The sequence below is a fragment of the Pseudomonas sp. NFACC32-1 genome (genome assembly GCF_900101215.1).
GTDB lineage: Bacteria > Pseudomonadota > Gammaproteobacteria > Pseudomonadales > Pseudomonadaceae > Aquipseudomonas.
Genome location: NZ_FMUL01000008.1, coordinates 90,274 through 111,849, shown reverse-complemented (window position 1 = coordinate 111,849; position 21,576 = coordinate 90,274). Strand labels below are relative to the sequence as shown.

At 62.3% G+C, this 21,576-nt stretch carries 18 protein-coding genes, 2 tRNA genes and 1 pseudogene; 4 read left to right on the top strand and 17 right to left on the bottom strand.

Going from position 1 to position 21,576, the window contains the following annotated elements; translation table 11 throughout:
* The first annotated feature begins 146 nt into the window (after positions 1–146).
* Both BLP99_RS14585 and BLP99_RS14580 read left to right on the top strand, forming a co-directional pair.
* Positions 147–233 (top strand) — tRNA-Leu (locus tag BLP99_RS14585).
* A 177-nt stretch (positions 234–410) separates the two neighbouring features.
* Positions 411–497 (top strand) — tRNA-Leu (locus tag BLP99_RS14580).
* 187 nt (positions 498–684) lie between these two features.
* Here BLP99_RS14580 and BLP99_RS26880 read toward each other — a convergent pair.
* From BLP99_RS26880 to BLP99_RS14520, 13 genes and pseudogenes are all read right to left on the bottom strand, one after another.
* Positions 685–1,389, bottom strand: coding sequence for a methyl-accepting chemotaxis protein (locus BLP99_RS26880; protein ID WP_371128602.1), 705 nt, complete (start codon positions 1,387–1,389; stop codon positions 685–687).
* Positions 1,390–1,590: 201 nt separating this feature from the next.
* Positions 1,591–1,644 (bottom strand): annotated as a pseudogene (locus BLP99_RS26875) (hypothetical protein); the annotation flags it as partial.
* A gap of 1,124 nt (positions 1,645–2,768) precedes the next feature.
* Positions 2,769–4,061, bottom strand: coding sequence for an adenylosuccinate synthase (locus tag BLP99_RS14570; protein WP_072398497.1), 1,293 nt, complete (start codon positions 4,059–4,061; stop codon positions 2,769–2,771).
* Between the two features lie 54 nt (positions 4,062–4,115).
* Positions 4,116–5,303, bottom strand: a complete 1,188-nt coding sequence (locus BLP99_RS14565; RefSeq protein ID WP_072398498.1) for an ATP phosphoribosyltransferase regulatory subunit — start codon at positions 5,301–5,303, stop codon at positions 4,116–4,118.
* Between the two features lie 314 nt (positions 5,304–5,617).
* Positions 5,618–6,487, bottom strand: a complete 870-nt coding sequence (gene hflC / locus BLP99_RS14560) for a protease modulator HflC (RefSeq protein WP_072398499.1) — start codon at positions 6,485–6,487, stop codon at positions 5,618–5,620.
* Positions 6,487–7,653, bottom strand: coding sequence for an FtsH protease activity modulator HflK (hflK, locus tag BLP99_RS14555; RefSeq protein WP_072398500.1), 1,167 nt, complete (start codon positions 7,651–7,653; stop codon positions 6,487–6,489). The genes hflC and hflK overlap by 1 nt, the downstream gene beginning before the upstream one ends.
* Positions 7,654–7,738: 85 nt before the next feature.
* Positions 7,739–9,040 (bottom strand): ribosome rescue GTPase HflX, encoded by a 1,302-nt coding sequence (hflX, locus tag BLP99_RS14550; RefSeq protein ID WP_072398501.1) that lies wholly within the window; start codon positions 9,038–9,040, stop codon positions 7,739–7,741.
* Between the two features lie 12 nt (positions 9,041–9,052).
* A complete protein-coding gene (gene hfq, locus BLP99_RS14545) occupies positions 9,053–9,313 on the bottom strand; it encodes an RNA chaperone Hfq (protein ID WP_072398502.1) in 261 nt (86 codons plus the stop codon).
* 91 nt (positions 9,314–9,404) lie between these two features.
* Positions 9,405–10,376: a tRNA (adenosine(37)-N6)-dimethylallyltransferase MiaA gene (miaA, locus tag BLP99_RS14540; protein ID WP_072398503.1), complete on the bottom strand. Its 972-nt coding sequence runs from the start codon at positions 10,374–10,376 to the stop codon at positions 9,405–9,407.
* Entirely contained in the window at positions 10,376–12,286 is a 1,911-nt protein-coding gene (gene mutL / locus BLP99_RS14535; protein ID WP_072458633.1) for a DNA mismatch repair endonuclease MutL, read from the bottom strand. Before mutL ends, miaA begins: the two co-directional genes overlap by 1 nt.
* Complete coding sequence (locus tag BLP99_RS14530; protein WP_072398505.1) at positions 12,283–13,713, bottom strand: N-acetylmuramoyl-L-alanine amidase; 1,431 nt, start codon at positions 13,711–13,713, stop codon at positions 12,283–12,285. Before BLP99_RS14530 ends, mutL begins: the two co-directional genes overlap by 4 nt.
* The gene (gene tsaE / locus BLP99_RS14525; protein WP_072398506.1) at positions 13,713–14,183 is read right to left on the bottom strand and encodes a tRNA (adenosine(37)-N6)-threonylcarbamoyltransferase complex ATPase subunit type 1 TsaE; all 471 of its coding nucleotides are present in this window, start codon (positions 14,181–14,183) and stop codon (positions 13,713–13,715) included. Before tsaE ends, BLP99_RS14530 begins: the two co-directional genes overlap by 1 nt.
* Complete coding sequence (locus tag BLP99_RS14520; protein ID WP_072398507.1) at positions 14,171–15,670, bottom strand: bifunctional ADP-dependent NAD(P)H-hydrate dehydratase/NAD(P)H-hydrate epimerase; 1,500 nt, start codon at positions 15,668–15,670, stop codon at positions 14,171–14,173. Before BLP99_RS14520 ends, tsaE begins: the two co-directional genes overlap by 13 nt.
* A gap of 63 nt (positions 15,671–15,733) precedes the next feature.
* On the opposite strand from BLP99_RS14520, the gene queG reads away from it, so the two are divergent.
* Positions 15,734–16,813 (top strand): tRNA epoxyqueuosine(34) reductase QueG, encoded by a 1,080-nt coding sequence (queG, locus tag BLP99_RS14515; RefSeq protein ID WP_072398508.1) that lies wholly within the window; start codon positions 15,734–15,736, stop codon positions 16,811–16,813.
* On the opposite strand, the gene BLP99_RS14510 is transcribed toward queG, so the two are convergent.
* Together BLP99_RS14510 and orn are read right to left on the bottom strand one after the other, a co-directional pair.
* Positions 16,795–17,406, bottom strand: a complete 612-nt coding sequence (locus tag BLP99_RS14510; RefSeq protein ID WP_072398509.1) for a trimeric intracellular cation channel family protein — start codon at positions 17,404–17,406, stop codon at positions 16,795–16,797. The genes queG and BLP99_RS14510 overlap by 19 nt on opposite strands.
* 136 nt (positions 17,407–17,542) lie before the next feature.
* Entirely contained in the window at positions 17,543–18,085 is a 543-nt protein-coding gene (gene orn / locus BLP99_RS14505) for an oligoribonuclease (protein WP_072398510.1), read from the bottom strand.
* A 106-nt stretch (positions 18,086–18,191) separates the two neighbouring features.
* On the opposite strand from orn, the gene rsgA reads away from it, so the two are divergent.
* A complete protein-coding gene (rsgA, locus tag BLP99_RS14500; protein WP_072398511.1) occupies positions 18,192–19,223 on the top strand; it encodes a small ribosomal subunit biogenesis GTPase RsgA in 1,032 nt (343 codons plus the stop codon).
* 170 nt (positions 19,224–19,393) lie between these two features.
* Here the strand turns inward: rsgA and motB are convergent, their stop codons facing one another.
* A complete protein-coding gene (gene motB, locus BLP99_RS14495; RefSeq protein WP_072398512.1) occupies positions 19,394–20,434 on the bottom strand; it encodes a flagellar motor protein MotB in 1,041 nt (346 codons plus the stop codon).
* A gap of 164 nt (positions 20,435–20,598) precedes the next feature.
* A complete protein-coding gene (gene motA, locus BLP99_RS14490; protein ID WP_072398513.1) occupies positions 20,599–21,450 on the bottom strand; it encodes a flagellar motor stator protein MotA in 852 nt (283 codons plus the stop codon).
* Positions 21,451–21,576 lie beyond the last annotated feature (126 nt).

The window sequence follows — 21,576 nt, the reverse complement described above, 5'->3', positions numbered from 1 at the left end:
CTTTCTGGAATCTTTTGACCCGCCTTTGAAGCCTCGGATCGCACCACTCGTGAAAATTACCGGTTTTTTTCTCGCAGGGGGTTTACAGTTAAAAACACGCTCCGTATAGTGCGCGCCATCGACGACGCACACACGTTGCCGAGACTGCCCAGATGGTGAAATTGGTAGACACGCCAGCTTCAGGTGCTGGTGACCGCAAGGTCGTGGAAGTTCGAGTCTTCTTCTGGGCACCAATTTCAAGCGACAGATCAATGGTCTGCCAGCTTCACAAGAACCCGCGAAAGCGGGTTTTTGCATTTCTCCTCCCCTGAAAAGCCAGTCAGCAATTACTAAAACAAAAACAGGGGTTTACAGATCAAAACGCGCTCCGTATAGTGCGCCACATCAACAGCGGCAACGCTGAAGATGCTGCCCAGATGGTGAAATTGGTAGACACGCCAGCTTCAGGTGCTGGTGACCGCAAGGTCGTGGAAGTTCGAGTCTTCTTCTGGGCACCAATTCAAGCTTCAAGGTTTTGCCTTGAACCTCACAGAAACCCGCGAAAGCGGTTTTTTGCGTTTCTGCCCCCCTTTACTTTCCCGACCACAGCAATCGCAGGCTCGCCCTCATCCGGACAAAGCCGAAAGATCCCCGGACGCAACCCAAGCTCGTGGTCGCGTCCGGACGAATGCCCGGTCAGCCGGATCAGGCCCGGAACTGTCCCAGGCTCGCCTTCAATTGCGCCGCCAGGCTGTCCAGCACCTTACCGCTGGCGGTGGTCTCGACCACAGCCTGGGCCGCCTTCTCGGCCTGGGCATGAATGGTTTCTACCCGCCCGCGAACCGCCTGGGCACCCTGGGCCTGATGAGCTGCCGCCTGGGTCGCCAGGCCGATGGCCGCGTGCACCTGCTCCACAGAGGCCTGCACCGACTGCTGCAAACGAGCACTGTCACGCAATACCAGCAATCCTTCGCTGGCCTGGCGCCCAGCCTGGCCGATCGCAGCCACCGCCTCCCGGGCCCCTTGCTGCAACGCCACGATATGGGCCTGGATATCGCCCGTGGAACTCTGGGTCTTGCTTGCCAGGGCCCGTACCTCATCCGCCACCACCGCAAAGCCGCGCCCGGTCTCCCCGGCCCGCGCAGCCTCGATAGCCGCGTTCAAGGCCAACAGGTTGGTCTGCTCGGCAATACCGTGGATCACCGTCAGCACCACTTCGATCTGCTCGCTCTGCTGGGCCAACCGTTCGATGACTTTCGCCCCGGTATCCACCTGCCCGGCCAACGCCTCGATCAGGCTGCCTACCTTGGCCGATGTGCGAGTGTTCTCATCGGTGGCCTGGCGAATCTCCACCACCTGCTGCAAGGCCGCCTGCATTGCCTGGCTTTCCGATTGCGCCTCATCAGCCATCTGCGACAAGGCCCGCAGGCTCTCGGCCACTTCATCGCGCTGCATCCCGGCTGCCGCATCGGCACCGGAATTTCGCAAGGTCATCGCACCGATCTCCAGGCCCGTACGCTGGGCCACGTCACCCGCTTCCCGCACGATGGGCTGCAACTTATCCACAAAGCGATTGACAGCCGATGCCATGTCGCCAATTTCATCCTTGCTGTTGATTTGCACGCGCTTGGTCAGGTCCCCCTCACCCGCCGCCAGATCATTCATCGCCGCGATCAGCAGCCTCAGGCGATTGACGACCCGGCGCCCCAGCACCACCGCCAACAACACCAGCACGCCGAGGCCCACCAGCGCCAGGCCCAGGCCAATGCGCCAGCGCAAGGTACTCGCGGCCTCTTGCACGGTGCTGGCAGTATTGGTCTGCATTTGGGTAGCAGTGGCCTGGGCCGACTGCAGCCGGCCACGCATGGCAGTGGCACTGTCAGCCGCAGCCCCCTTGAGACTGTCCCCCACCAGCTGGTCGCTGCTGGCGATCAACGCCGAGAATCTCTGGTCCAGCGCCTTCAGGTCGCTTTCCACGGATGCGGTGGAGACCCCCATTAGCACTTTGCCGATTTCCACCCCGTTGGGGCTGATGGAAGCCTCGAGGTAATAGACGGAAGGATCGTTTTTCGCCGCATCCAGGACCTTGTCCAGCGCCCGCTCACCCTTGCCCTTCTCCAGCAGCGCTTTGTTGACCGGATTTTCCCGGTTCAAATAACGGGTCAGGTGTTCGCCATTGGCATCGTCATAAATGACGAAGAGCACATTGGGATTGCGCTGGGCCCGGCGAGCGAATTCGGAAAGTGTCGGAATGTCGCTGTCCCACATGGCACGAGGGGCAACGGAGGCCAGGAGTTGCGCCATATCATTGGCCGACTCCCTCAAGTCTTTTTCCAGAGCGCCCCGCAGCTGTGCCTGCTCTTCCTTCAGGCGCGCGGACAAGCCGGCATTCAGGCGCTGGCGCGTACTGGCAGACAGGCTATCCAGGCTGGAGGTCACCTCGCGCCCGGCCTGCTCCAACTCACCGGAAAGTTTCTGGCTATCAGCCCCCAGGCCCGCACTCAGGTCGGCCTCCAGCGCCGTGACTGTGCTCCGGGTCAGCGCCACAGCCACCAGCACCTGCACCAAAAGGGCGATACCAAGCGTAACGAACACAGGCCGCAGCAAACGGCTTTGTAACAGTGAGAGAACGGCCGACACGTGAAATCCCTCTACCAACGCCATTAATTTGATGGCACCGCTGAACGGGCGCCGATAATGGAGATTCATAGCAAGTGTCGTGCCGCACGGCGACCAGGAACGACAAAGGACCCTAATGAGGGTCCTTTGTTTTGTGCATCAATGACTTATCAGCCAAACGGATGACGCAGAACGATGGTTTCGTTGCGGTCCGGCCCCGTCGAAATAATGTCGATCGGCGCGCCGACCAGCTCTTCGAGACGCTTGATGTAGTTGCGGGCCGCCACAGGCAGCTCTTCCAGGGTCTTGGCACCCACGGTGGACTCGGTCCAGCCCGGCATCTGCTCGTACACCGGCTCCAGGCCGATGTAGCTGTCGGCGTCGGTCGGAGCGTCGATGACAGCGCCGTTCTGGTTCTTGTAGCCCACGCAGATGTTGATGGTCTCCAGACCATCCAGCACGTCCAGCTTGGTCAGGCACAAGCCAGAAATGCTGTTGACGTCGATGGCGCGACGCAGGATCACCGCATCGAACCAGCCGCAACGACGGGCACGCCCGGTAGTGGCACCGAACTCATGCCCGCGCTTGGCCAGGAACGCACCGACGTCATCGAACAGTTCGGTCGGGAACGGACCCGAGCCCACGCGCGTGGTGTAGGCCTTGGTGATGCCCAGGATGTAGTCCACGTACATCGGACCGAAACCCGACCCGGTGGCGATGCCGCCGGCGGTGGTGTTGGAGCTGGTCACGTACGGGTAGGTGCCATGGTCGATGTCCAGCAACGAACCCTGGGCGCCTTCGAACATGATGTCCTTGCCGGCACGACGCAACTCATGCAGCTCAGCGGTGACATCGAGCATCATCGGCTTGAGCAGCTCGGCGTATTCCATGCACTCGTCCAGCGTCTTCTGGAAATCGATGGCAGGTTCTTTGTAGTAGTTGACCAGGACAAAGTTGTGGTAGTCCAGCAACTCACCCAGTTTGGCGGCGAAACGCTCGCGGTGGAACAGATCGCCGATGCGCAGGCCGCGGCGCGCCACCTTGTCTTCGTAGGCAGGGCCGATACCACGACCGGTGGTACCGATCTTCATCTCGCCACGAGCCTTTTCACGGGCCTGGTCCAGCGCAACGTGATAGGACAGGATCAACGGGCAGGACGGGCTGATACGCAGGCGCTCGCGCACCGGTACGCCTTTCTCTTCCAGCTTGACGATTTCCCGCAGCAACGCGTCGGGAGCCACCACGACACCGTTGCCGATCAGGCACTGCACGCCTTCACGCAGCACGCCCGACGGAATCAGGTGCAGGACGGTCTTCTCACCGTCGATCACCAGGGTGTGACCTGCGTTGTGGCCACCCTGATAGCGCACTACGGCGGCAGCATGTTCGGTCAGCAGATCGACGATCTTGCCTTTGCCCTCATCACCCCACTGGGTGCCCAGGACTACGACATTCTTACCCATAACACTTGTCCTCATTCGCGCAAACTTGGTGCCGGCCGCAGCCGGCAGGAAAACTCAAGAAGCCAGCGGCAATACCTGCCAAAGCCCGTTGTGCTGAATCAATTGCCGGTCGCAGTCCGCTTCGCGGGCGGCGGCCAAAGGCTGCCCGGGCAATGCCTGGACGACTCGCTGACCCTCACTGCGCAACTGGCAGACTGCTTGCCAGAGTGCCGCATCCGTACTGTCAGGCATCCAGATACCGCCAGACGGTAACTCGACCTCAGCACGCCCCAGGGTCACCAGGGTTTTCAAATCGGTAGAAAAGCCGGTCGCCGGACGAGCACGACCGAAATCGGCGCCGATGTCATCGTAACGACCGCCCTGGGCGATGGACTGGCCCACGCCCGGTACGAACACCGCGAACACCACGCCGGTGTGGTAGTGATAACCGCGCAACTCACCCAGGTCGAAATACAACGGCAGCTCCGGGAAACGCACCGACAACCGCTCGGCTATTGCCAGCAGGTCGTCCAGGGCCGCCAGCACGGGGGCCGGCGCATTCGCCAGGCGATCCCGGGCCGCAACCAGCACCTCACGACCGCCACACAGGCCCACCAGCGCCCGCAGCATGTCGGACAGATCGCTCGGCAAGCCTTCGGTCAGGCTGACGACCTCGTCGATGGCCTTGCGCTGCAAGGCATCGAACAACTGCTGCTCCACTTCGCCGGACAGGCCGGCGGCGCGGGCCAGGCCGCGATAGATGCCGACATGACCCAGGTCCATGTGGACATCCGGTACGTCAGCCAGTTGCAGCATCGCCAACATCAAGCTGATGACTTCCACGTCGCTGCTGGGGCTGGCGTCGCCATACAACTCGGCACCCAGCTGGATGGGGCTGCGAGAAGAAGACAAGGCACGAGGCTGGGCGTGCAGCACGCTGCCGGCATAGCACAGGCGATTAGGGCCTTCCCGGCGCAACGTGTGGGCGTCGATTCGCGCCACTTGCGGCGTGATGTCGGCGCGGAAGCCCATCTGCCGGCCCGACTGCGGGTCGACGACCTTGAAGGTACGCAGGTCCAGGTCCTGGCCCGCGCCGGTCAGCAGGGATTCCAGGTACTCGATATGAGGGGTGACGACAAATTCGTAACCCCAGCTCTGGAACAGATCCAACACCTGCCGACGCGCCACTTCGATACGCGCAGCTTCCGGTGGCAGTACTTCTTCGATGCCATCTGGCAGCAGCCAGCGGTCTACCGTTGCCATTACGCCATTCCCCTATGGTCCGGGCGGCCAGCCTTCGGGCAAGCCTTGAGTGAAGCAGAAAACACCTGTGCCTTTGCACAAACAACGCGCAAGGGCGACGTGACGAAGGGCCAGGAATCGGCCTCGTCCAGCGCTTTCCTCGAAAAACCTGTCGAGTCGTTCAACCCGACGTCTGCAAGCAAAACCACAATCGAACGTGCAGACGCAAAAAAGCCGGGAATTTCCCGGCTGCCGCATCATACACTCGTTTTCCCAAAGGATCACCCCGCCCGACGCTTTAGCCGCCAGGCGGAGTGTTTCAGGTCAACGCTGCATCAAGGCTTGGCCTGTTCCAGGTAGCGGAAAAAGTCGCTGCTCGGATCCAGCACCAGCACATCGGATTTACGCCCGAAGCTTTCACGGTAGGCATGCAGGCTGCGGTAGAACGCGTAGAACTCCTGGTCCTGGCCGTAGGCCTTGGCGTAGATCGCAGCGGCCTGGGCATCGCCATCACCGCGAACCTCTTCCGATTCACGATAAGCCTCGGCCAGCAACACGCGGCGCTGACGATCGGCATCGGCACGGATACCTTCCGCCAGCTCGTTACCCTTGGCGCGATGCTCCCGGGCTTCACGCTCACGCTCGGTGCTCATCCGCTCGAAGACGCTGCGATTGACTTCCTTGGGCAGGTCGATGGCCTTGACCCGGACATCGACCACTTCGATACCCAGCTCTTTTTCCGCCATCGTGTTCAAGGAGCGGGTGATATCGGCCATGAGCGCGTCACGCTCACCGGACACCACCTCATGCAGGGTACGCTTACCGAACTGGTCACGCAGGCCTGACTCCAGGCGGCGGGACAGACGTTCGTCGGCGATCTGCTTGAGACCCGAGGTCGCGGTATAGAAACGCTCGGCGTCCTTCACACGCCACTTGGCATAGGCATCCACCATCACGGCTTTCTTTTCCAGCGTCAGGAAGCGTTGCGTCGGCGCATCGAGCGTCATCAGGCGAGCGTCGAACTTGCGCACCTTGTTGACGTACGGCACCTTCACATGCAGCCCTGGCTGGACATCCGCCTCGACCACGCGACCGAATTGCAGCAATACCGCACGTTCGGTCTGGGACACGATGTAGAAGCAGTTCCAGGCAGCGATCGCCACGACGACGCCGACAATAAGGGCGATCAGCGATTTATTGCTCATCAGCGACTCTCCCTGGTACGTGCTTGCTGTTGCTGCTCCACCGCCGCGCGAGTATTCGCTTCAGTGCTGGCGGGTGCCATGCTGGTCGGCGGCGCACTGGTGGCACGACCGCTCTCGATCATCTTGTCCAGCGGCAGGTACAGCAGATTGCTCTGGCCGTTCTTGTTACCGGTCACGAGGACCTTGCTGGTATTGCTGAAGACTTCCTGCATGGTATCCAGGTAAAGACGCTGACGGGTCACTTCGGGCGCCTTGCGATACTCGGCCACCAGCTTGGTGAAGCGGTCGGCCTCACCCTTGGCGCGGGAGACCACTTCGTCGCGATAACCGTTGGCGTCCTCGATGATGCGCTGGGCCTGGCCACGGGCTTCCGGCACGACGCCGTTGGCGTAGGTTTCGGCCTGGTTTCGCGAGCGCTGCTCGTCTTCACGGGCACGGATCACATCGTCGAAGGCTTCCTGGACTTCACGCGGCGCCGCGGCGCTCTGGACGTTGACCTGAGTGACGGTGATGCCGGTGCGATAGGTATCGAGGAACCGCTGCAGGCGCTCCTTGATCTCGCTGGCCATCAGCTCACGCCCTTCGGTCAGCACCTGATCCATGGCGGTGGAACCCACCACGTGACGCAGGGCACTTTCGGTCGCGTGCTGCAGGCTCACTTCCGGCTGGTCGACGTTCAGCACGAAGTCCTGCAGGTTGGTGATCTTGTACTGCACGGTCAGCGGCACTTCGACGATGTTCTCGTCTTCCGTGAGCATCTGCCCCTGCTTGGTGTAGGCACGCTCACGCGTGACGTTTTCCATGTATTTCTGATCGATCGGCGGGAAATAGATGTTCAGGCCCGGGCCGACAGTCTCGTAGTACTTGCCGAAGCGCAGCACCACGGCCTGCTCCTGCTCGTCCACGACATAGACCGCGCTGTACAGCCAGACGGCGGCGAGCACGACCAGACCGATGCCGAGCAGGCCGAAACCACCGCCCTTGCCCGGACGACCGCCGTCGTCACCGCGTTTCTTACCACCACCGAACAAACCGTTCAGGCTTTCCTGCAGCTTGCGGAAGGCCTCGTCGAGATCCGGCGGTCCCTTGCGGTCGCCGTTGTTACGACGCTTGCCACCCCAGGGATCCTGATTATTCGAGTTGCCACCCGGCTCATTCCAAGCCATAGCGCTCTCCATCTGATAAAGCAAAGACGCACCCACGGCGCGCCGACCAATGCTACAGAATGCCTGACACAGCGTTCTCAGGCTTTTATTGCAAAGTGTGTTGCTCGATGAACTCCATCGGTCGCAGCCCTTCGCGACTGACCAATCGATTCAACTCAGCACGAGGCAGACGCACCGCCAGCAGGCAGGTACCTTCTTCGTCGTGTTCTTCTTTCTGCACCGCCCCCAGCTCAAAGAACTGGGCACGGAGCCGGGCGAACCGTTGCGGCAGCTTCAGGGTGCCGACAAACAGATCGTTGCCCAGCAACTCCGCCACGGCCTGCTTGAGCAGGTCGAGGCCGGTACCGTCCTGGGCCGACAACCAGACCCGCTGCGGCTTGCCGTCGGCATCGCGCTGGATCTGCGGCTCCACCCCTTCGAGCAAATCGAGTTTGTTGTATACCTCGAGGATCGGCAAGTCCTGGGCCCCGATCTCGCCCAGCACCACCATGACCTGCTCGATCTGCAGCATCCGGTCGGGCTCGGCGGCATCGATCACATGCAGCAGCAGGTCGGAGTTGCTCGACTCTTCGAGCGTAGCCCGGAAAGCCTCGACCAGCTTATGCGGCAAGTGTCGAATGAAACCCACGGTATCGGCCAGCACGATCGGCCCCAGGTCGTCCAGGTCGAGTCGGCGCAGGGTCGGGTCGAGGGTGGCGAACAGCTGGTCGGCGGCGTAGACGTCCGATTGGGTCACGTTATTGAACAGTGTCGACTTGCCGGCGTTGGTATAGCCCACCAGCGAAACCGTCGGGATATCCGCGCGCTTGCGTCCGCGGCGCGACTGCTCGCGCTGGCTGCGGACCTTCTCCAGGCGCCCCTTGATCTGGCGCAGGCGGACCCGCAACAGGCGCCGGTCGGTTTCCAGCTGGGTTTCACCCGGGCCGCGCAGGCCGATACCCCCCTTCTGCCGCTCAAGGTGAGTCCAGCCACGAACCAGACGCGTACTCATGTGCTCGAGCTGGGCCAGTTCGACCTGGAGCTTGCCTTCATGGGTGCGGGCGCGTTGGGCGAAGATATCGAGAATCAGCCCGGTACGGTCGATCACGCGACACTCGAAGACACGTTCGAGGTTACGTTCCTGACTGGGCGTGAGGATGTGATTGAAAATCACCAGATCGACCTGCTCGGCCTTGACCAGGTCACGCAACTCCTCGACCTTGCCACTGCCGATCAGGAACTTGGCGGTTGGCCGATGACGCGGCACGTTGAAGAACGCGACGGTCTCGGCGCCGGCCGAAAGAGCCAATTCCTGAAACTCCTGCGGATCTTCGCGCGCCTCAGGGTCCTGTCCATCCAAGTGAACGAGAATAGTCCGCTCACCACCACCGTGGCGCTCAAAGAACAAAGGAGACTCCTATCAGGCGTTACCCGGCTCAGCGTCACCGCCATCGGATTCGGTTGCGCTTGGCAGACGAATTGGACGGACCGGCACGACTGTAGAGATAGCGTGTTTGTAGACCATCTGGCTGACGGTGTTTTTCAGAAGGATGACGAACTGGTCGAAAGACTCGATCGTGCCTTGCAGTTTGATCCCGTTGACCAGATAGATGGACACCCCAACTTTCTCTTTACGTAAAGTGTTCAAGTAAGGGTCTTGTAGCGAATGCCCTTTTGACATGTGCCGCACTCCTTTAAGGATCAATAATAAAAATCGGAATCAGATGGCTTGGGCCGTCACACCCCCAAGGATAGACGGCAATTGCAAGGACTCAGCTCAATATGGAGACGGTCCCAAGGTATTTCAAGGCGCGTGGCAGATTGTCGCAATCGAGGCTGTCAAGCCAATGCAGGTCAGTCCAGCTGCGCAACCAGGTGAACTGGCGTTTCGCCAGTTGGCGCGTGGCAATAATCCCACGCTCGCGCATCTCGGCTGACGTCAGCTTGCCGTCCAGGTAGTCCCAGACCTGTCGATAACCCACCGCACGTATAGACGGCAACCCGGCATGCAGGTCACTTCGCTCACGCAGGGCTACGACCTCGTCTATGAATCCCTGTTCCAACATCAATGTGAATCTTTGTTCAATTCGCCGATGCAGCACTTGCCGGTTCGCCGGAGCGATGGCCAGATTCGCGACAGTATAGGGCAATTGTTGCAGTCCCGAAGCGGCTGCTTCAGTACTTTGCGCAGATTGTTGTCGGCGCAGGGCCGTCATGCTCTGGCCACTGACCCGATAAACCTCCAGCGCCCGGCTGAGCCGCTGCGGGTCATTGGGATGGATGCGCGCCGCCGACTCAGGGTCAATGACCGCCAATTGCTCGTGCAGGGCATGCCAGCCAAGGCGCGCGGCTTCTTCTTCGATCTGCGCGCGCACCTCGGGATCGGCCGCCGGCATGTCCGCCAACCCATCGACCAGGGCCTTGTAATACAGCATCGTGCCGCCCACCAGCAGCGGGATGTTGCCCCGCGCAGTGATTTCGGCCATGGCCTGGAGCGCATCACGCCGGAAATCGGCCGCCGAATAAGCCTCGACCGGGTCCAGGATGTCGATCAGGCGGTGGGGAAATTCGGCCAGCAGTTCTTTTGACGGCTTGGCGGTGCCGATGTCCATGCCCCGATAGACCAGGGCCGAATCGACACTGATCAACTCGCAGGGCAGGACCTTGGTCAATTCGATGGCCAGGTCGGTCTTGCCAGCGGCAGTCGGCCCCATCAGGAAAATCGCAGGTGGCAACTGGCTCATCAACGACCGCGCAAAAACAGTTTGTCCAGGTCGTCCAGGCCCAGTTGGGTCCAGGTCGGCCGGCCATGGTTGCATTGGCCGCTGCGCTCGGTGTTCTCCATGTCCCGCAGCAAGCCGTTCATTTCCGGCAAGGCCAGGCGCCGGTTGGCGCGGACCGCGCCATGGCAGGCCATGGTGCCCAGCAGCTCGTTCAGATGCGCCTGGATCCGGTCGCTGGTGCCGTACTCCATCAGATCCGCCAGCACGTCGCTGACCAACCGATTGGCCTCGGCCTGCTTCAGCAGCGCCGGGATCTGCCGGATCGCCAGGGTTTCCGGGCCCAGTCGCTGCAGCTCGAAGCCCAGGCGCTGGAACCAGCCCACATGTTCTTCTGCGCAATCGGCTTCGCGCTGGCTGACAGCCAGTGACTCAGGCACCAGCAGCGGCTGGCCGCTGAGCCCTTCGCTGGCCATGGCGATTTTCAGCCGCTCGTACATGATTCGCTCATGAGCGGCATGCATATCCACCAGGACCAGGCCCTGGGCATTTTCCGCCAGGATATAGATGCCCTTGAGCTGCGCCAGGGCGTAGCCCAGCGGCGGGATATCGCCCTGGCCGTCGGGCAACGCCACTGCGCCGGTTTCAGGCAACGGCTTGAAGAATTCCCGATAGGCCGCCTGGGCCTCGGCCGCCGGCACGCTCGATTGCGGGCGCGGGGTGTATTGATACTGATAGCCACCTGCGCCGGAACTCGCCGAGGTGTAGCTCGGTTGCGCCTGGGGCTGCTCCAGCAGGGTATTGGCCGCCAGGCGCATTTCGCCCTGGGGTCCGAATTCGCCGGCTTCCAGTCCGGTTGGACGAACCATCCCGGCCACGGTGGCCGGTGCTGCCAACTGGTCTTCCGGACGCACGTCGCCCAAGGCGCGGTGCAAGGTGCCATAGAGGAAATCGTGCACCATGCGCCCGTCGCGGAAGCGCACCTCATGCTTGGTGGGGTGCACGTTGACGTCCACCACTGAAGGGTCGACCTCGAAAAACAGCACGAAGGTCGGATGCCGACCGTTGAACAACACATCGCGATAGGCCTGGCGCACCGCGTGGGCGACCAGCTTGTCCCGTACCGCCCGGCCGTTCACATAGAAATATTGCAGATCCGCCTGGCTGCGGGAGAAGGTTGGCAACCCGACCCAGCCCCACAGGTGCAGGCCATTGCGCTCGACCTCGATGGGCAAGGCCTGTTCCAGGAAACCCGAGCCGCACACCGCCGCCACGCGCCGGGCACGGGCCGCGTCGTCACGGGCCTCGTGCAGACTGAGAATGGTCTTGCCGTTATGGCGCAAGTGGAACGCCACGTCGAACCGCGCCAGGGCCAGGCGCTTGATGACTTCCTGCAGATGATCGAACTCGGTCTTCTCGGCCTTGAGAAACTTGCGCCGTGCCGGCGTATTGAAAAACAGGTCACGCACTTCCACCGACGTGCCCACCGGATGGGCCGCAGGCTGCACACGGGAGGCCATGTCCCGCCCCTCGGTCTCGACCTGCCAGGCCTGTTCGGCGTCGCGGGTGCGGGAGGTCAGCGTCAGGCGCGACACCGAGCTGATGGAGGCCAGCGCTTCGCCACGAAACCCCAGGCTCATGACCCGTTCGAGATCTTCCAGATCGCGGATCTTGCTGGTGGCATGGCGCGCCAGTGCCAGCGGCAGGTCGTCGGCGGGAATACCACCACCGTCATCACGCACCCGCAGCAGCTTGACGCCACCCTGCTCGACGTCCACATCGATGCGCCGGGCACCGGAGTCCAGGCTGTTCTCCAGCAGTTCCTTGATGACCGACGCCGGGCGCTCGACCACCTCGCCGGCGGCGATCTGGTTCGCCAGCCGAGGACTGAGCAGCTCGATACGGGCGTTGCTGCCGATCACTTCATCGCTCATTGCTTGGACGCCACTTCATTGCCCGGAATGGTCAGGGTCTGGCCGATCTTGAGCTCGTCGCTCTTGAGATTGTTGGCGCTGCGCAAGGTGGCGGGCGACACCTGGTAGCGCACGGCAATCATTGCCAGGGTTTCACCGGGACTGACCCTATGGTCCCGCGGGCCTTGGGCGATCTTGCCGGAGTCACGCAGCCAGGCGATGTAGGTGCCCGGCGGCGGGTTCTGCTGGAAGAACTGGCGTACACCGCTGCTGATGGACCGGGCCAGGGCCTGCTGGTGGCTGGAAGACGTCAGCTTGGAGGCTTCGTTGGCGTTGGAGATGAATCCGGTTTCCACCAGGATCGACGGGATGTCCGGCGACTTGAGCACCATGAAGCCGGCCTGTTCGACACGCTGCTTGTGCAGGGGCGTGACGCGGCCGATATTGCTCAGGACCTTCTGGCCGACATTCAAGCTGGAGGTCAGCGAGGCGGTCATCGACAAATCGAGCAACACACCGGCCAGCATGCGGTCCTTGTCGTCGAGGCTGACGTTGCCGGCACCGCCGATCAGGTCGGAACGGTTTTCGCTGTCGGCCAGCCAGCGGGCAGTCTCGGAGGTGGCGCCCCGGTCGGACAGGGCGAACACCGAGGCCCCGAAGGCCGCGGTCGAAGGTGCCGCGTCGGCATGGATCGAGACGAACAGGTCGGCGCCTTTCTTGCGGGCGATTTCGGTACGACCGCGCAACGGGATGAAATAGTCGCCGGTACGGGTCAGTTCGGCGCGGAAGCCCTTCATGCCGTTGACCTGGCGCTGCAGCTCCCGGGCGATGGACAACACCACGTCTTTTTCGCGCTGCCCACGCGAGCCCGAGGCCCCTGGGTCTTCCCCGCCATGACCGGCATCGATGACCACAATGATGTCGCGCTTGCCGGCCGGAGCCGGTGGCAGCTTGATCGCCGGCTCGGTCGGCGTGACCGGCACCGCCGGCACCGTGGCGACATTGGCAGGAGGCGGCGGCGGTGGCGCGGCGTCGGCCGGGTTGTCGAACAGGTCCACCACCAGGCGGTTGCCGTACTGGGCATTGGGCGCCAGGGTGAAGCTTTTCGGGGTGACGGTTTTTTTCAGGTCGATGACCACCCGCAGGTCGGTCGGCGTACGCTGGGCCGAACGCATGGCGGTAATCGGCGTATTGGCGGTGGGCACGTTCAGCGGCGCGCCCAGGGAGGCGCCGTTGATGTCGATCACCAGGCGGTCCGGGGCCGTGAGGGTGAACACGCTGTGCTGCACCGGCCCCGTCAGGTCGAACACCAGTCGCGTGTTGTCCGGCGCCCGCCACAGGCGAACGCTGTTGACCTTTGTCTCAGCCACAGCATCGACGGCCAGTGCCGTAAGCAACAGTCCTACGACAGCAGCCACCGCGCGAAAGCGCATACCAAACCCCATCATCAAATAGTTTCCAGTGCCAATGCGGCACACCACGACTCGCCGCGCGAGCCTTGCGGCGTCAGTTTCAGCGAACGCCCGCCATTCTGCGCGCCAATGGTAATGGTCAGGTCAGGCTTTGGCAAAAAGCCTGCACCCTTGCAGGGCCATTCGATCAGGCACAAGGCATCGTCTTCGAAATAATCACGGATACCGAGAAACTCCAGCTCTTCCGGATCCACCAGTCGATACAAATCGAAATGAAACGCTCGGATATCACCGATCTCGTAGGGCTCCACCAAGGTGAACGTAGGGCTTTTCACCGCGCCGACATGCCCCAGGCCGCGAATGATGCCGCGGGACAAGGTGGTCTTGCCCGCGCCGAGATCGCCTTCCAGGAAGATCAGGCCGTGGCCTGCGGTGACCTGCGCAATGCGAGCACCGAATTGCGTCATGGCCTGCTCGTCGGCCACGTACAGGGTTACTTCAGACAAGGTGACTGCTCCTCCAGCAACTGACGAATGGCCGGAATCAGGTCGGTCGCCGCCAGCCCCCGGCCCGAGCGCCCGACCTGTGCGCCGGCATTGGCGTGCAACCAGACAGCCAGGCAGGCGGCCTCGAAGCCATCCATGCCCTGGGCGAGCAAGGCGCCGATCACCCCGGCCAATACATCTCCGAGGCCGGCCGTGGCCATGGCCGGATGGCCCTGGCCGCAAACCGCCAGGCGACCGTCCGGGCCGGCAACCAGGCTGCCAGCGCCCTTGAGGATTACCGTGGCGGCGTATTTCCTGCTCAGTGCCCGGGCCGCCGCCGGACGATCGGCCTGCACCTGTGCCGTGGAAATATCCAGGAGCCGGGCCGCTTCACCCGGATGCGGAGTGATCACACAGCCCTCGGGCAAACCGACCGCGCCCGCGCTCAGCAGGTTCAGGGCGTCGGCGTCCCATACCTGCGGCACGGAAACGTTGGCCGCCGCCGACAGCAAACTGCGCCCCCAGGCGGCCTGGCCCAACCCGGGGCCCACCACCAGCACGTCCGCCCGCTCCAGCAGGCCCATCAGCTGGTTCGCCGAATGAGTGCCTTGCACCATGACCTCAGGTAAACGCGTCAGCGCAGCCGATACGTGTTCGCTGCGGGTCGCCATGGAAACCATTCCGGCACCGCAACGCAGGGCGCTTTCGGCACTCATCTGGATCGCACCGCCAAATCCCCGGTCGCCGCCGATCAACAGGACGTGCCCGAACGAGCCTTTGTGGGAAGTGGGCGCGCGAGGCGTCAGACGCGGCAGATTTTTTGGTAAGAGCAATCGTGCAGTGGACGGCGCCGATTCAACGATATCCGCATCGGCGTGCAGGTCATCGAAGACCAGCTCACCGACGCGGTCCGCCGCGTCGCCCGTGAACAGGCCCAGTTTCAGACCAATGAAGGTCACCGTCAGGTCGGCCGCGACCGCCGTGCCCAGGACCCGTCCGGTGTCGCTGCACAGGCCGGAAGGAATATCCACCGCGGCGACCGGCAGCCCGCTGACATTGATCGTGTCGATCGCCCGGATATAGGGTTCGCGCACATCACCGCTCAAGCCCGTGCCAAGCAAGGCATCCAGCAGCACCCCTCGCAATTCGGATTCGTCGTTCCACGTCTCCAGCGGCACCCCCACTGCCACGGCCTCGGCATGGGCAATGGCGGCGTCCCCCTGCAGGCGACGAGGCTCACCCACGGTCAGTACCCGCACCGACCAGCCGGCACGGCGGGCCAGGGTCGCCACCAGGAAACCGTCGCCGGCATTATTGCCATGACCGGTCATCACGGTCAGCTCGCCGGCCTGTGGCCAGCGCCGGACGATCGCCCGCCAGGTGGCACGGGCTGCGCGCTGCATCAATTCGAAGCCGGTGGTCCCCGCCGCGATCAGTTGTGCGTCGAGGGCCCGGACCTGCGCGGCACTGTACAGCGCGTCGGGAAAATCATCTTTAGTGTGCGGCATGCGTCTTCAGGCTCCGATGTCTGGCAGAATTATACGCATCTCAGCTCCGGTTTCTCTTGCCACATGCCTGTCATTCCCACCGACCTCCCCGCCCTCGCCCAATCCATCAAGGACTGGGGCCGCGAGCTGGGCTTCCAGCAAGTCGGCATCAGCGGCCTGGACCTCGCCGAACATGAGCAGCATTTGCAACGCTGGCTCGACGCCGGCTACCACGGCGAAATGGACTATATGGGCGCCCATGGCAGCAAACGTTCCCACCCCGAGGAGCTGGTGCCGGGAACATTGCGCGTGGTGTCCCTGCGCATGGATTACCTGCCGGGCGACACCGAGATGGCCCACAGGCTCGCCCAACCGGAAAAAGCCTACGTCTCGCGCTATGCGTTGGGCCGCGATTACCACAAATTGATCCGTAAACGCGTGCAACAATTAGCCGAAAAAATCCAGGCGGTCATCGGCCCCTTCGGTTATCGCGCTTTTGTCGACAGCGCCCCGGTACTGGAAAAAGCCATTGCCGAACAGGCCGGGCTCGGCTGGATCGGCAAGAACACCCTGGTACTGAACCGCAAGGCCGGCAGTTATTTCTTCCTGAGCGAGCTGTTTGTCGACCTGCCGCTGCCCGTGGACCCGCCCCACGCCACGGAGCACTGCGGCAAATGCACGGCCTGCCTGGATATCTGTCCTACGAAGGCATTCGCAGGGCCCTACCTGCTGGACGCCCGCCGTTGCATTTCCTACCTCACCATTGAACTGAAGAACGCCATCCCCGAAGAACTGCGTCCCTTGATCGGCAATCGAGTGTTCGGCTGCGACGATTGCCAGATCGTCTGCCCTTGGAACCGCTTCGCCCGGCCTACTGGGGAAAGCGATTTCAAACCCCGGCATAACCTGGACAACGCCGGCCTGGCCGAATTGTTCCTGTGGGACGAGGACACCTTCCTCAGGAGCACCGAAGGCTCGCCACTGCGCCGAGCCGGCTACGAACGCTGGCTGCGCAACCTGGCGGTGGGCCTTGGCAATGCCCCTTCGACCATTCCCGTACTGCAGGCCTTGCACGCGCGACGCGACTATCCGTCGGAACTGGTGCGCGAGCATGTGGAATGGGCGCTGCGCCAGCACGCCGAGCGTCAAACCTCGTCGTTATAGACGAACTTGGGCATTTCCCAGTGAAAGCGGATCGCCAGGAGGCGTAGCAGGAAACCACCGAACAACGTGATGAGGATTGCCTGTTCGCTTGGCAGCTGCAGATAGACACAGAGCAGATAACACCACGCCGCGGCAAACGACACGCTGGCATAGAGCTCACGGCGGAAGATCAGGGGAATATCGTTGCAGAATATATCCCGCAGGATGCCGCCGAACACCCCGGTGATCACGCCACTGACCGACGCCACCAGCATGCCATGGCCCATCTCAAGGGCGGTCATGCAACCGATCAGGGTAAACGCCACCAGGCCCACGGCGTCGAGTACCAGGAACATCGAACGCAGGTGACGCATCCAGCGCGCCAGGAACACCGTCAGCATCGCCGCCGCAGTGGTCAGCACCAGGTATTCCGGATGCTTGACCCAGGTGAGGGGATAATGACCGAGCAGCACATCGCGCACCGAGCCGCCCCCCAGCGCGGTGACACAGGCGATCAGCACCACGCCGAACCAGTCCATGCCACGCCGTCCGGCGGACAAGGCGCCGGTCATCGCTTCGGCGGTGATGGCGATCAGATAAAGCATCAGCAACATGTTGGCGGTCCTTGCGGGAAGGCGCGCAGTCTAGCCATTTCAGGCAAGCACCAAAAGAGGGCGGTTGCGCATGTCCAGCGCAGAACCCGTGGCGAGGGGATTTATCCCCTCGTCACAAGAGCGCCGCGCGCTTCAATCAGAACTTGATGAAATGCTTGCGGTAGTGCTGCAGCTCGGCGATGGATTCGCGGATATCGTCCAGCGCCAGGTGGCTGCCGCCCTTCTGGAAGCTGTCGCGAACCTGCGGCGCCCAGCGGGCGGCCAGTTCCTTGAGGGTGGAGACATCCAGGTTGCGGTAATGGAAATAGCTTTCCAGGGATTTCATGTGGGTATAGAGAAAGCGTCGATCCTGGCAAATGCTGTTGCCGCAGATGGGCGACTTGCCCCGGGGCACCCATTGCTCCAGGAAGGCGATGGTCTGGGCTTCGGCCTCGGCCATGCTGATCTTGCTGTCGCGTACCCGTTGAGTCAGGCCCGAGCCACCATGCTGGCGAGTGTTCCACTCGTCCATGCCGGCGAGGACTTCATCGCTGTGGTGGATCGCGATCACCGGGCCTTCGGCCAGGGTGTTGAGGTCACTGTCGGTGACAATGGTGGCCATTTCGATAATGACGTCGGTGTCGGGGTTCAGACCGGTCATTTCCAGGTCGATCCAGATCAGGTTCTGCGGATTTTGCATGGGGGGCTCCTCGGCGTAGCTGCGCAGTTTAGCCTAGGCCGGCTCCTGGGCGTGCTAAACTCGCCGCCGTTTTATCTAATCGCTGCATTCTTCATACGGAACACCCATGGCCAAACGCCAACTCAATCGCCGCCAGAACTGGCGTATCGAAAAGATCCAGGGCGAGCGCGCCGCCCGCGCCGCCAAACGCGAATCCAGTGCGGTGCAAGCCCTGGAGGGTGGTGACCTGGGTCCCGAACAGACCGGCCTGGTGATCGCCCACTTCGGCGTGCAGGTCGAGGTCGAAGCCTGTGAAGGCGAGCTGGCTGGCCAGGTCTTCCGCTGCCATCTGCGGGCCAACCTGCCGGCGCTGGTCACTGGCGACCGAGTGGTGTGGCGCGCCGGCAACCAGGGTATCGGCGTGATTGTCGCGCAATTGCCACGTCACACCGAGCTGTGCCGTCCGGACAGCCGGGGCCAGCTCAAGCCGGTGGCGGCGAACGTCGACATGATCGTCATTGTGTTCGCCCCGCTGCCAGAACCTCACGCCAACCTCATCGACCGTTACCTGGTCGCGGCCGAACATGCGGGTATCCGCCCGCTGTTGCTGCTCAACAAATTCGACCTGATCGACGAGCATAACGCCCCGGCGCTGAACGCCTTGCTGTCGGTCTATCGGCAATTGGGTTATCCGGTACTGGAAGTCTCCGCCCATCACGGCAACGGCATGGAGCAATTGCAACAGCAACTGGACGGGCGCATCAGCGTGTTCGTCGGACAGTCGGGTGTCGGCAAGTCGTCATTGGTCAACAGCCTGCTGCCGGAGGTCGACACCCGTGTCGGGCCTTTGTCCGAGCTGTCCGGCCAGGGCACCCACACCACCACCACCGCCCGGCTGTTCCATTTCCCTGGCGGCGGTGAGCTGATCGACTCCCCGGGCATTCGCGAGTTCGGCCTGGGTCATGTCAGCCGGGCCGATGTGGAAGCCGGGTTCATCGAGTTCAACGACCTGATCGGCACGTGCCGCTTCCGCGACTGCAAGCATGACCGCGAACCCGGTTGCGCCCTGCTCAAGGCACTGGAAGAAGGCCGTGTGCACCAGCAACGGATGAACAGCTACCGCTCGATCATCGCCAGCCTGCCGGAAAACAGCTACTGACTCGAAAGGAAGGGAAGCCGCACGCAGTTGTGGCGAGGGGTTTGATCCACGCCGGGGCACGAAACGCCCCCTCCCCTTCGTACTTTTGGATAAAAGCCAGGTACAGGGGCGGCTGCGCAGCCCGGCGGGGATAAATCCCCTCGCCACGGGTCCATCGACAAATCTTCAGGTCACTGCCCAGGCGTTTCGGCAGGCTTGGGCGCGACCTCGTCGAACAGGTTCAAGCGCTCGCGCAACTCATGGGCGGGCACCGGCTGCTGATCCGGTGGCAAGGCATTCGGGTCAGCCGCGGCGCCCGACGGCGTCGCCGGTGTCTCTGCGGGCGTGCCCTGATCCTGAGCTGGATCTGGCGCAGGGTCATCGGTCTGCGAACCCTCGATGGCTTTCTGCGCCTTCTTGGTCAACACGACGATGTCGATGCGTCGGTTGACCGGGTTGAACGGGTCCTTGCGGTCAAACAGCGCCGACGAGGCGTAACCGACCACCCGCGCCACCTGCTCGTCCGGGTAGCTGCCGGCCACCAGGGCACGCCGTGCCGCGTTGGCGCGGTTGGCGGAGAGCTCCCAGTTACCGAAGTCACCCTTGCCGATGTAGGGCTTGGCATCGGTATGACCGCTGATGCTGATCTTGTTCGGCACCGCCTTGATGGTGTCGGCCATGGCCAGCAGGATGTCTTCGAAATAGGGCTTGAGCCGCGCGCTGCCGGAGTCGAACATCGGCCGGTTCTCGGCATCCATGATCTGGATGCGCAAGCCGTTCGGGGTGATTTCGAACAGGATCTGGTCCTTGAACTTCTGCAGCTCCGGGTTCTCTTCGACCTTGTTCTGCAATTCCTGCAGGAGCAACTCCAGGCGTTCGCGCTCGACCTGCTCGGCCATGCCTTCGGCCTCATTGGCATCGACCGTTGCCTTGTCGGGCTGAGGCTGGGATTTGACCTCGGGGTTGAGGGTATTTTCCGGCGCAAGGACCGGAGAACCGCCCAGGTCGATGATGTAGGGCGTGCCGCTTTCGGAAAAACCGACCGGATCCTTGAAGTAACCGGCGATGGCGATCTTCTGCTCCGGGGTCGCGGTGGACAGCAGCCACAGCACCAGGAAGAACGCCATCATCGCCGTCGCGAAGTCGGCAAAGGCGATTTTCCAAGCACCGCCATGGTGCCCGCCGGCAATGCGCTTGACGCGCTTTACGATAATCGGCTGATTATTTTCCATGACCTAAGTGCTCTGCTTCACAAATACTGTTCCGTTCTGACGGTGCCTGTTGCTGCCATACTGCGTTGCCGCTCCTCGCCATAGCGGGCTATGACTCGTCGCGGCGCCTTGTCTGGCAGCAACAGTCACTGGCCAAAAAAGGAACGTATTTGCAAAGCAAAGCACTAGCGACCGCGAACCGCTTGTTCCAGCTCGGCGAAGCTTGGACGGTGCGCCGGGTAGAGAACCTTGCGACCGAACTCGACCGCCAGCGATGGCGGCATACCCGAGGCCGAGGCCACCAGGGACGCCTTGATGGCTTCATAGACGTTGAGCTCTTCCTTGGCATCATGGGCCAGGGAATGGGCCAGCGGGCCGAAGAAACCGTACGCGGCCAAAATACCGAAGAAGGTACCCACCAGGGCCGCCCCCACGTGCAGGCCGATGGACTTCTGGTCGCCATCGCCCAGGGAAGCCATGGTCACCACGATACCCAACACCGCGGCGACGATACCGAAGCCGGGCATACCGTCGGCGATACCGTTGACGGCGTGGGACGGGTGCTCCAGGTCTTCCTTGAGGCTGTACAGTTCCATGTCGAACAAGCCTTCCAGCTCATGGGGAGCCATGTTGCCGGACGACATGATGCGCAGGTAGTCACAGATGAACGCCGTCATCCGGGCGTCCTTGAGCACGGCGGGATACTTGGCGAAGATCGGGCTGGCGGCGGCGTCTTCGATGTCGCCTTCGATCGCCATCATGCCTTCACGCCGGCTCTTGTTGAGGATCTCGTAGATCAGCCCCAGCACTTCCAGGTAGAACGTGTGGCTGAAGCGCGAACCGAACATGCTCAGGGATTTCTTGAGCACGTGCATGGTCATGTAGCCAGGGTTGGCCTGCAGGAAAGCGCCAAGGGCCGCACCACCGATGATCAGCACCTCGAAGGGCTGGACCAGGGCGGCGATCTTGCCATGGGAGAGCACGTATCCGCCGAGCACGCTCGCGAACACGACTATGATGCCGATAATTTTAGCCATAGATAGAAAGTACTTATTTAAGTCGGGTTCAAGGTCATATTCGGAAGCTGGAAAATCTCTTCTTCTCCTTATCGGCAAAACTGCGCCAGACTATAGCCAGTTCTGGCGAAAAGCCAATTTGCCACG

Bases quoted from the DNA above. Each gene is read 5' to 3' on its own strand.
- mutL (WP_072458633.1), bottom strand. From the start codon at position 12,286: ATGAGCGATGAAGTGATCGGCAGCAACGCCCGTATCGAGCTGCTCAGT.
- rsgA (WP_072398511.1), top strand. From the start codon at position 18,192: ATGGCCAAACGCCAACTCAATCGCCGCCAGAACTGGCGTATCGAAAAG.
- BLP99_RS26880 (WP_371128602.1), bottom strand. From the start codon at position 1,389: ATGGCTGATGAGGCGCAATCGGAAAGCCAGGCAATGCAGGCGGCCTTG.
- BLP99_RS14565 (WP_072398498.1), bottom strand. From the start codon at position 5,303: ATGGCAACGGTAGACCGCTGGCTGCTGCCAGATGGCATCGAAGAAGTA.
- hfq (WP_072398502.1), bottom strand. From the start codon at position 9,313: ATGTCAAAAGGGCATTCGCTACAAGACCCTTACTTGAACACTTTACGT.
- BLP99_RS14530 (WP_072398505.1), bottom strand. From the start codon at position 13,713: ATGATGGGGTTTGGTATGCGCTTTCGCGCGGTGGCTGCTGTCGTAGGA.
- hflK (WP_072398500.1), bottom strand. From the start codon at position 7,653: ATGGCTTGGAATGAGCCGGGTGGCAACTCGAATAATCAGGATCCCTGG.
- miaA (WP_072398503.1), bottom strand. From the start codon at position 10,376: ATGAGCCAGTTGCCACCTGCGATTTTCCTGATGGGGCCGACTGCCGCT.
- motB (WP_072398512.1), bottom strand. From the start codon at position 20,434: ATGGAAAATAATCAGCCGATTATCGTAAAGCGCGTCAAGCGCATTGCC.
- BLP99_RS14520 (WP_072398507.1), bottom strand. From the start codon at position 15,670: ATGCCGCACACTAAAGATGATTTTCCCGACGCGCTGTACAGTGCCGCG.
- hflC (WP_072398499.1), bottom strand. From the start codon at position 6,487: ATGAGCAATAAATCGCTGATCGCCCTTATTGTCGGCGTCGTCGTGGCG.
- orn (WP_072398510.1), bottom strand. From the start codon at position 18,085: ATGCAAAATCCGCAGAACCTGATCTGGATCGACCTGGAAATGACCGGT.
- BLP99_RS14570 (WP_072398497.1), bottom strand. From the start codon at position 4,061: ATGGGTAAGAATGTCGTAGTCCTGGGCACCCAGTGGGGTGATGAGGGC.
- queG (WP_072398508.1), top strand. From the start codon at position 15,734: ATGCCTGTCATTCCCACCGACCTCCCCGCCCTCGCCCAATCCATCAAG.
- motA (WP_072398513.1), bottom strand. From the start codon at position 21,450: ATGGCTAAAATTATCGGCATCATAGTCGTGTTCGCGAGCGTGCTCGGC.
- BLP99_RS14510 (WP_072398509.1), bottom strand. From the start codon at position 17,406: ATGTTGCTGATGCTTTATCTGATCGCCATCACCGCCGAAGCGATGACC.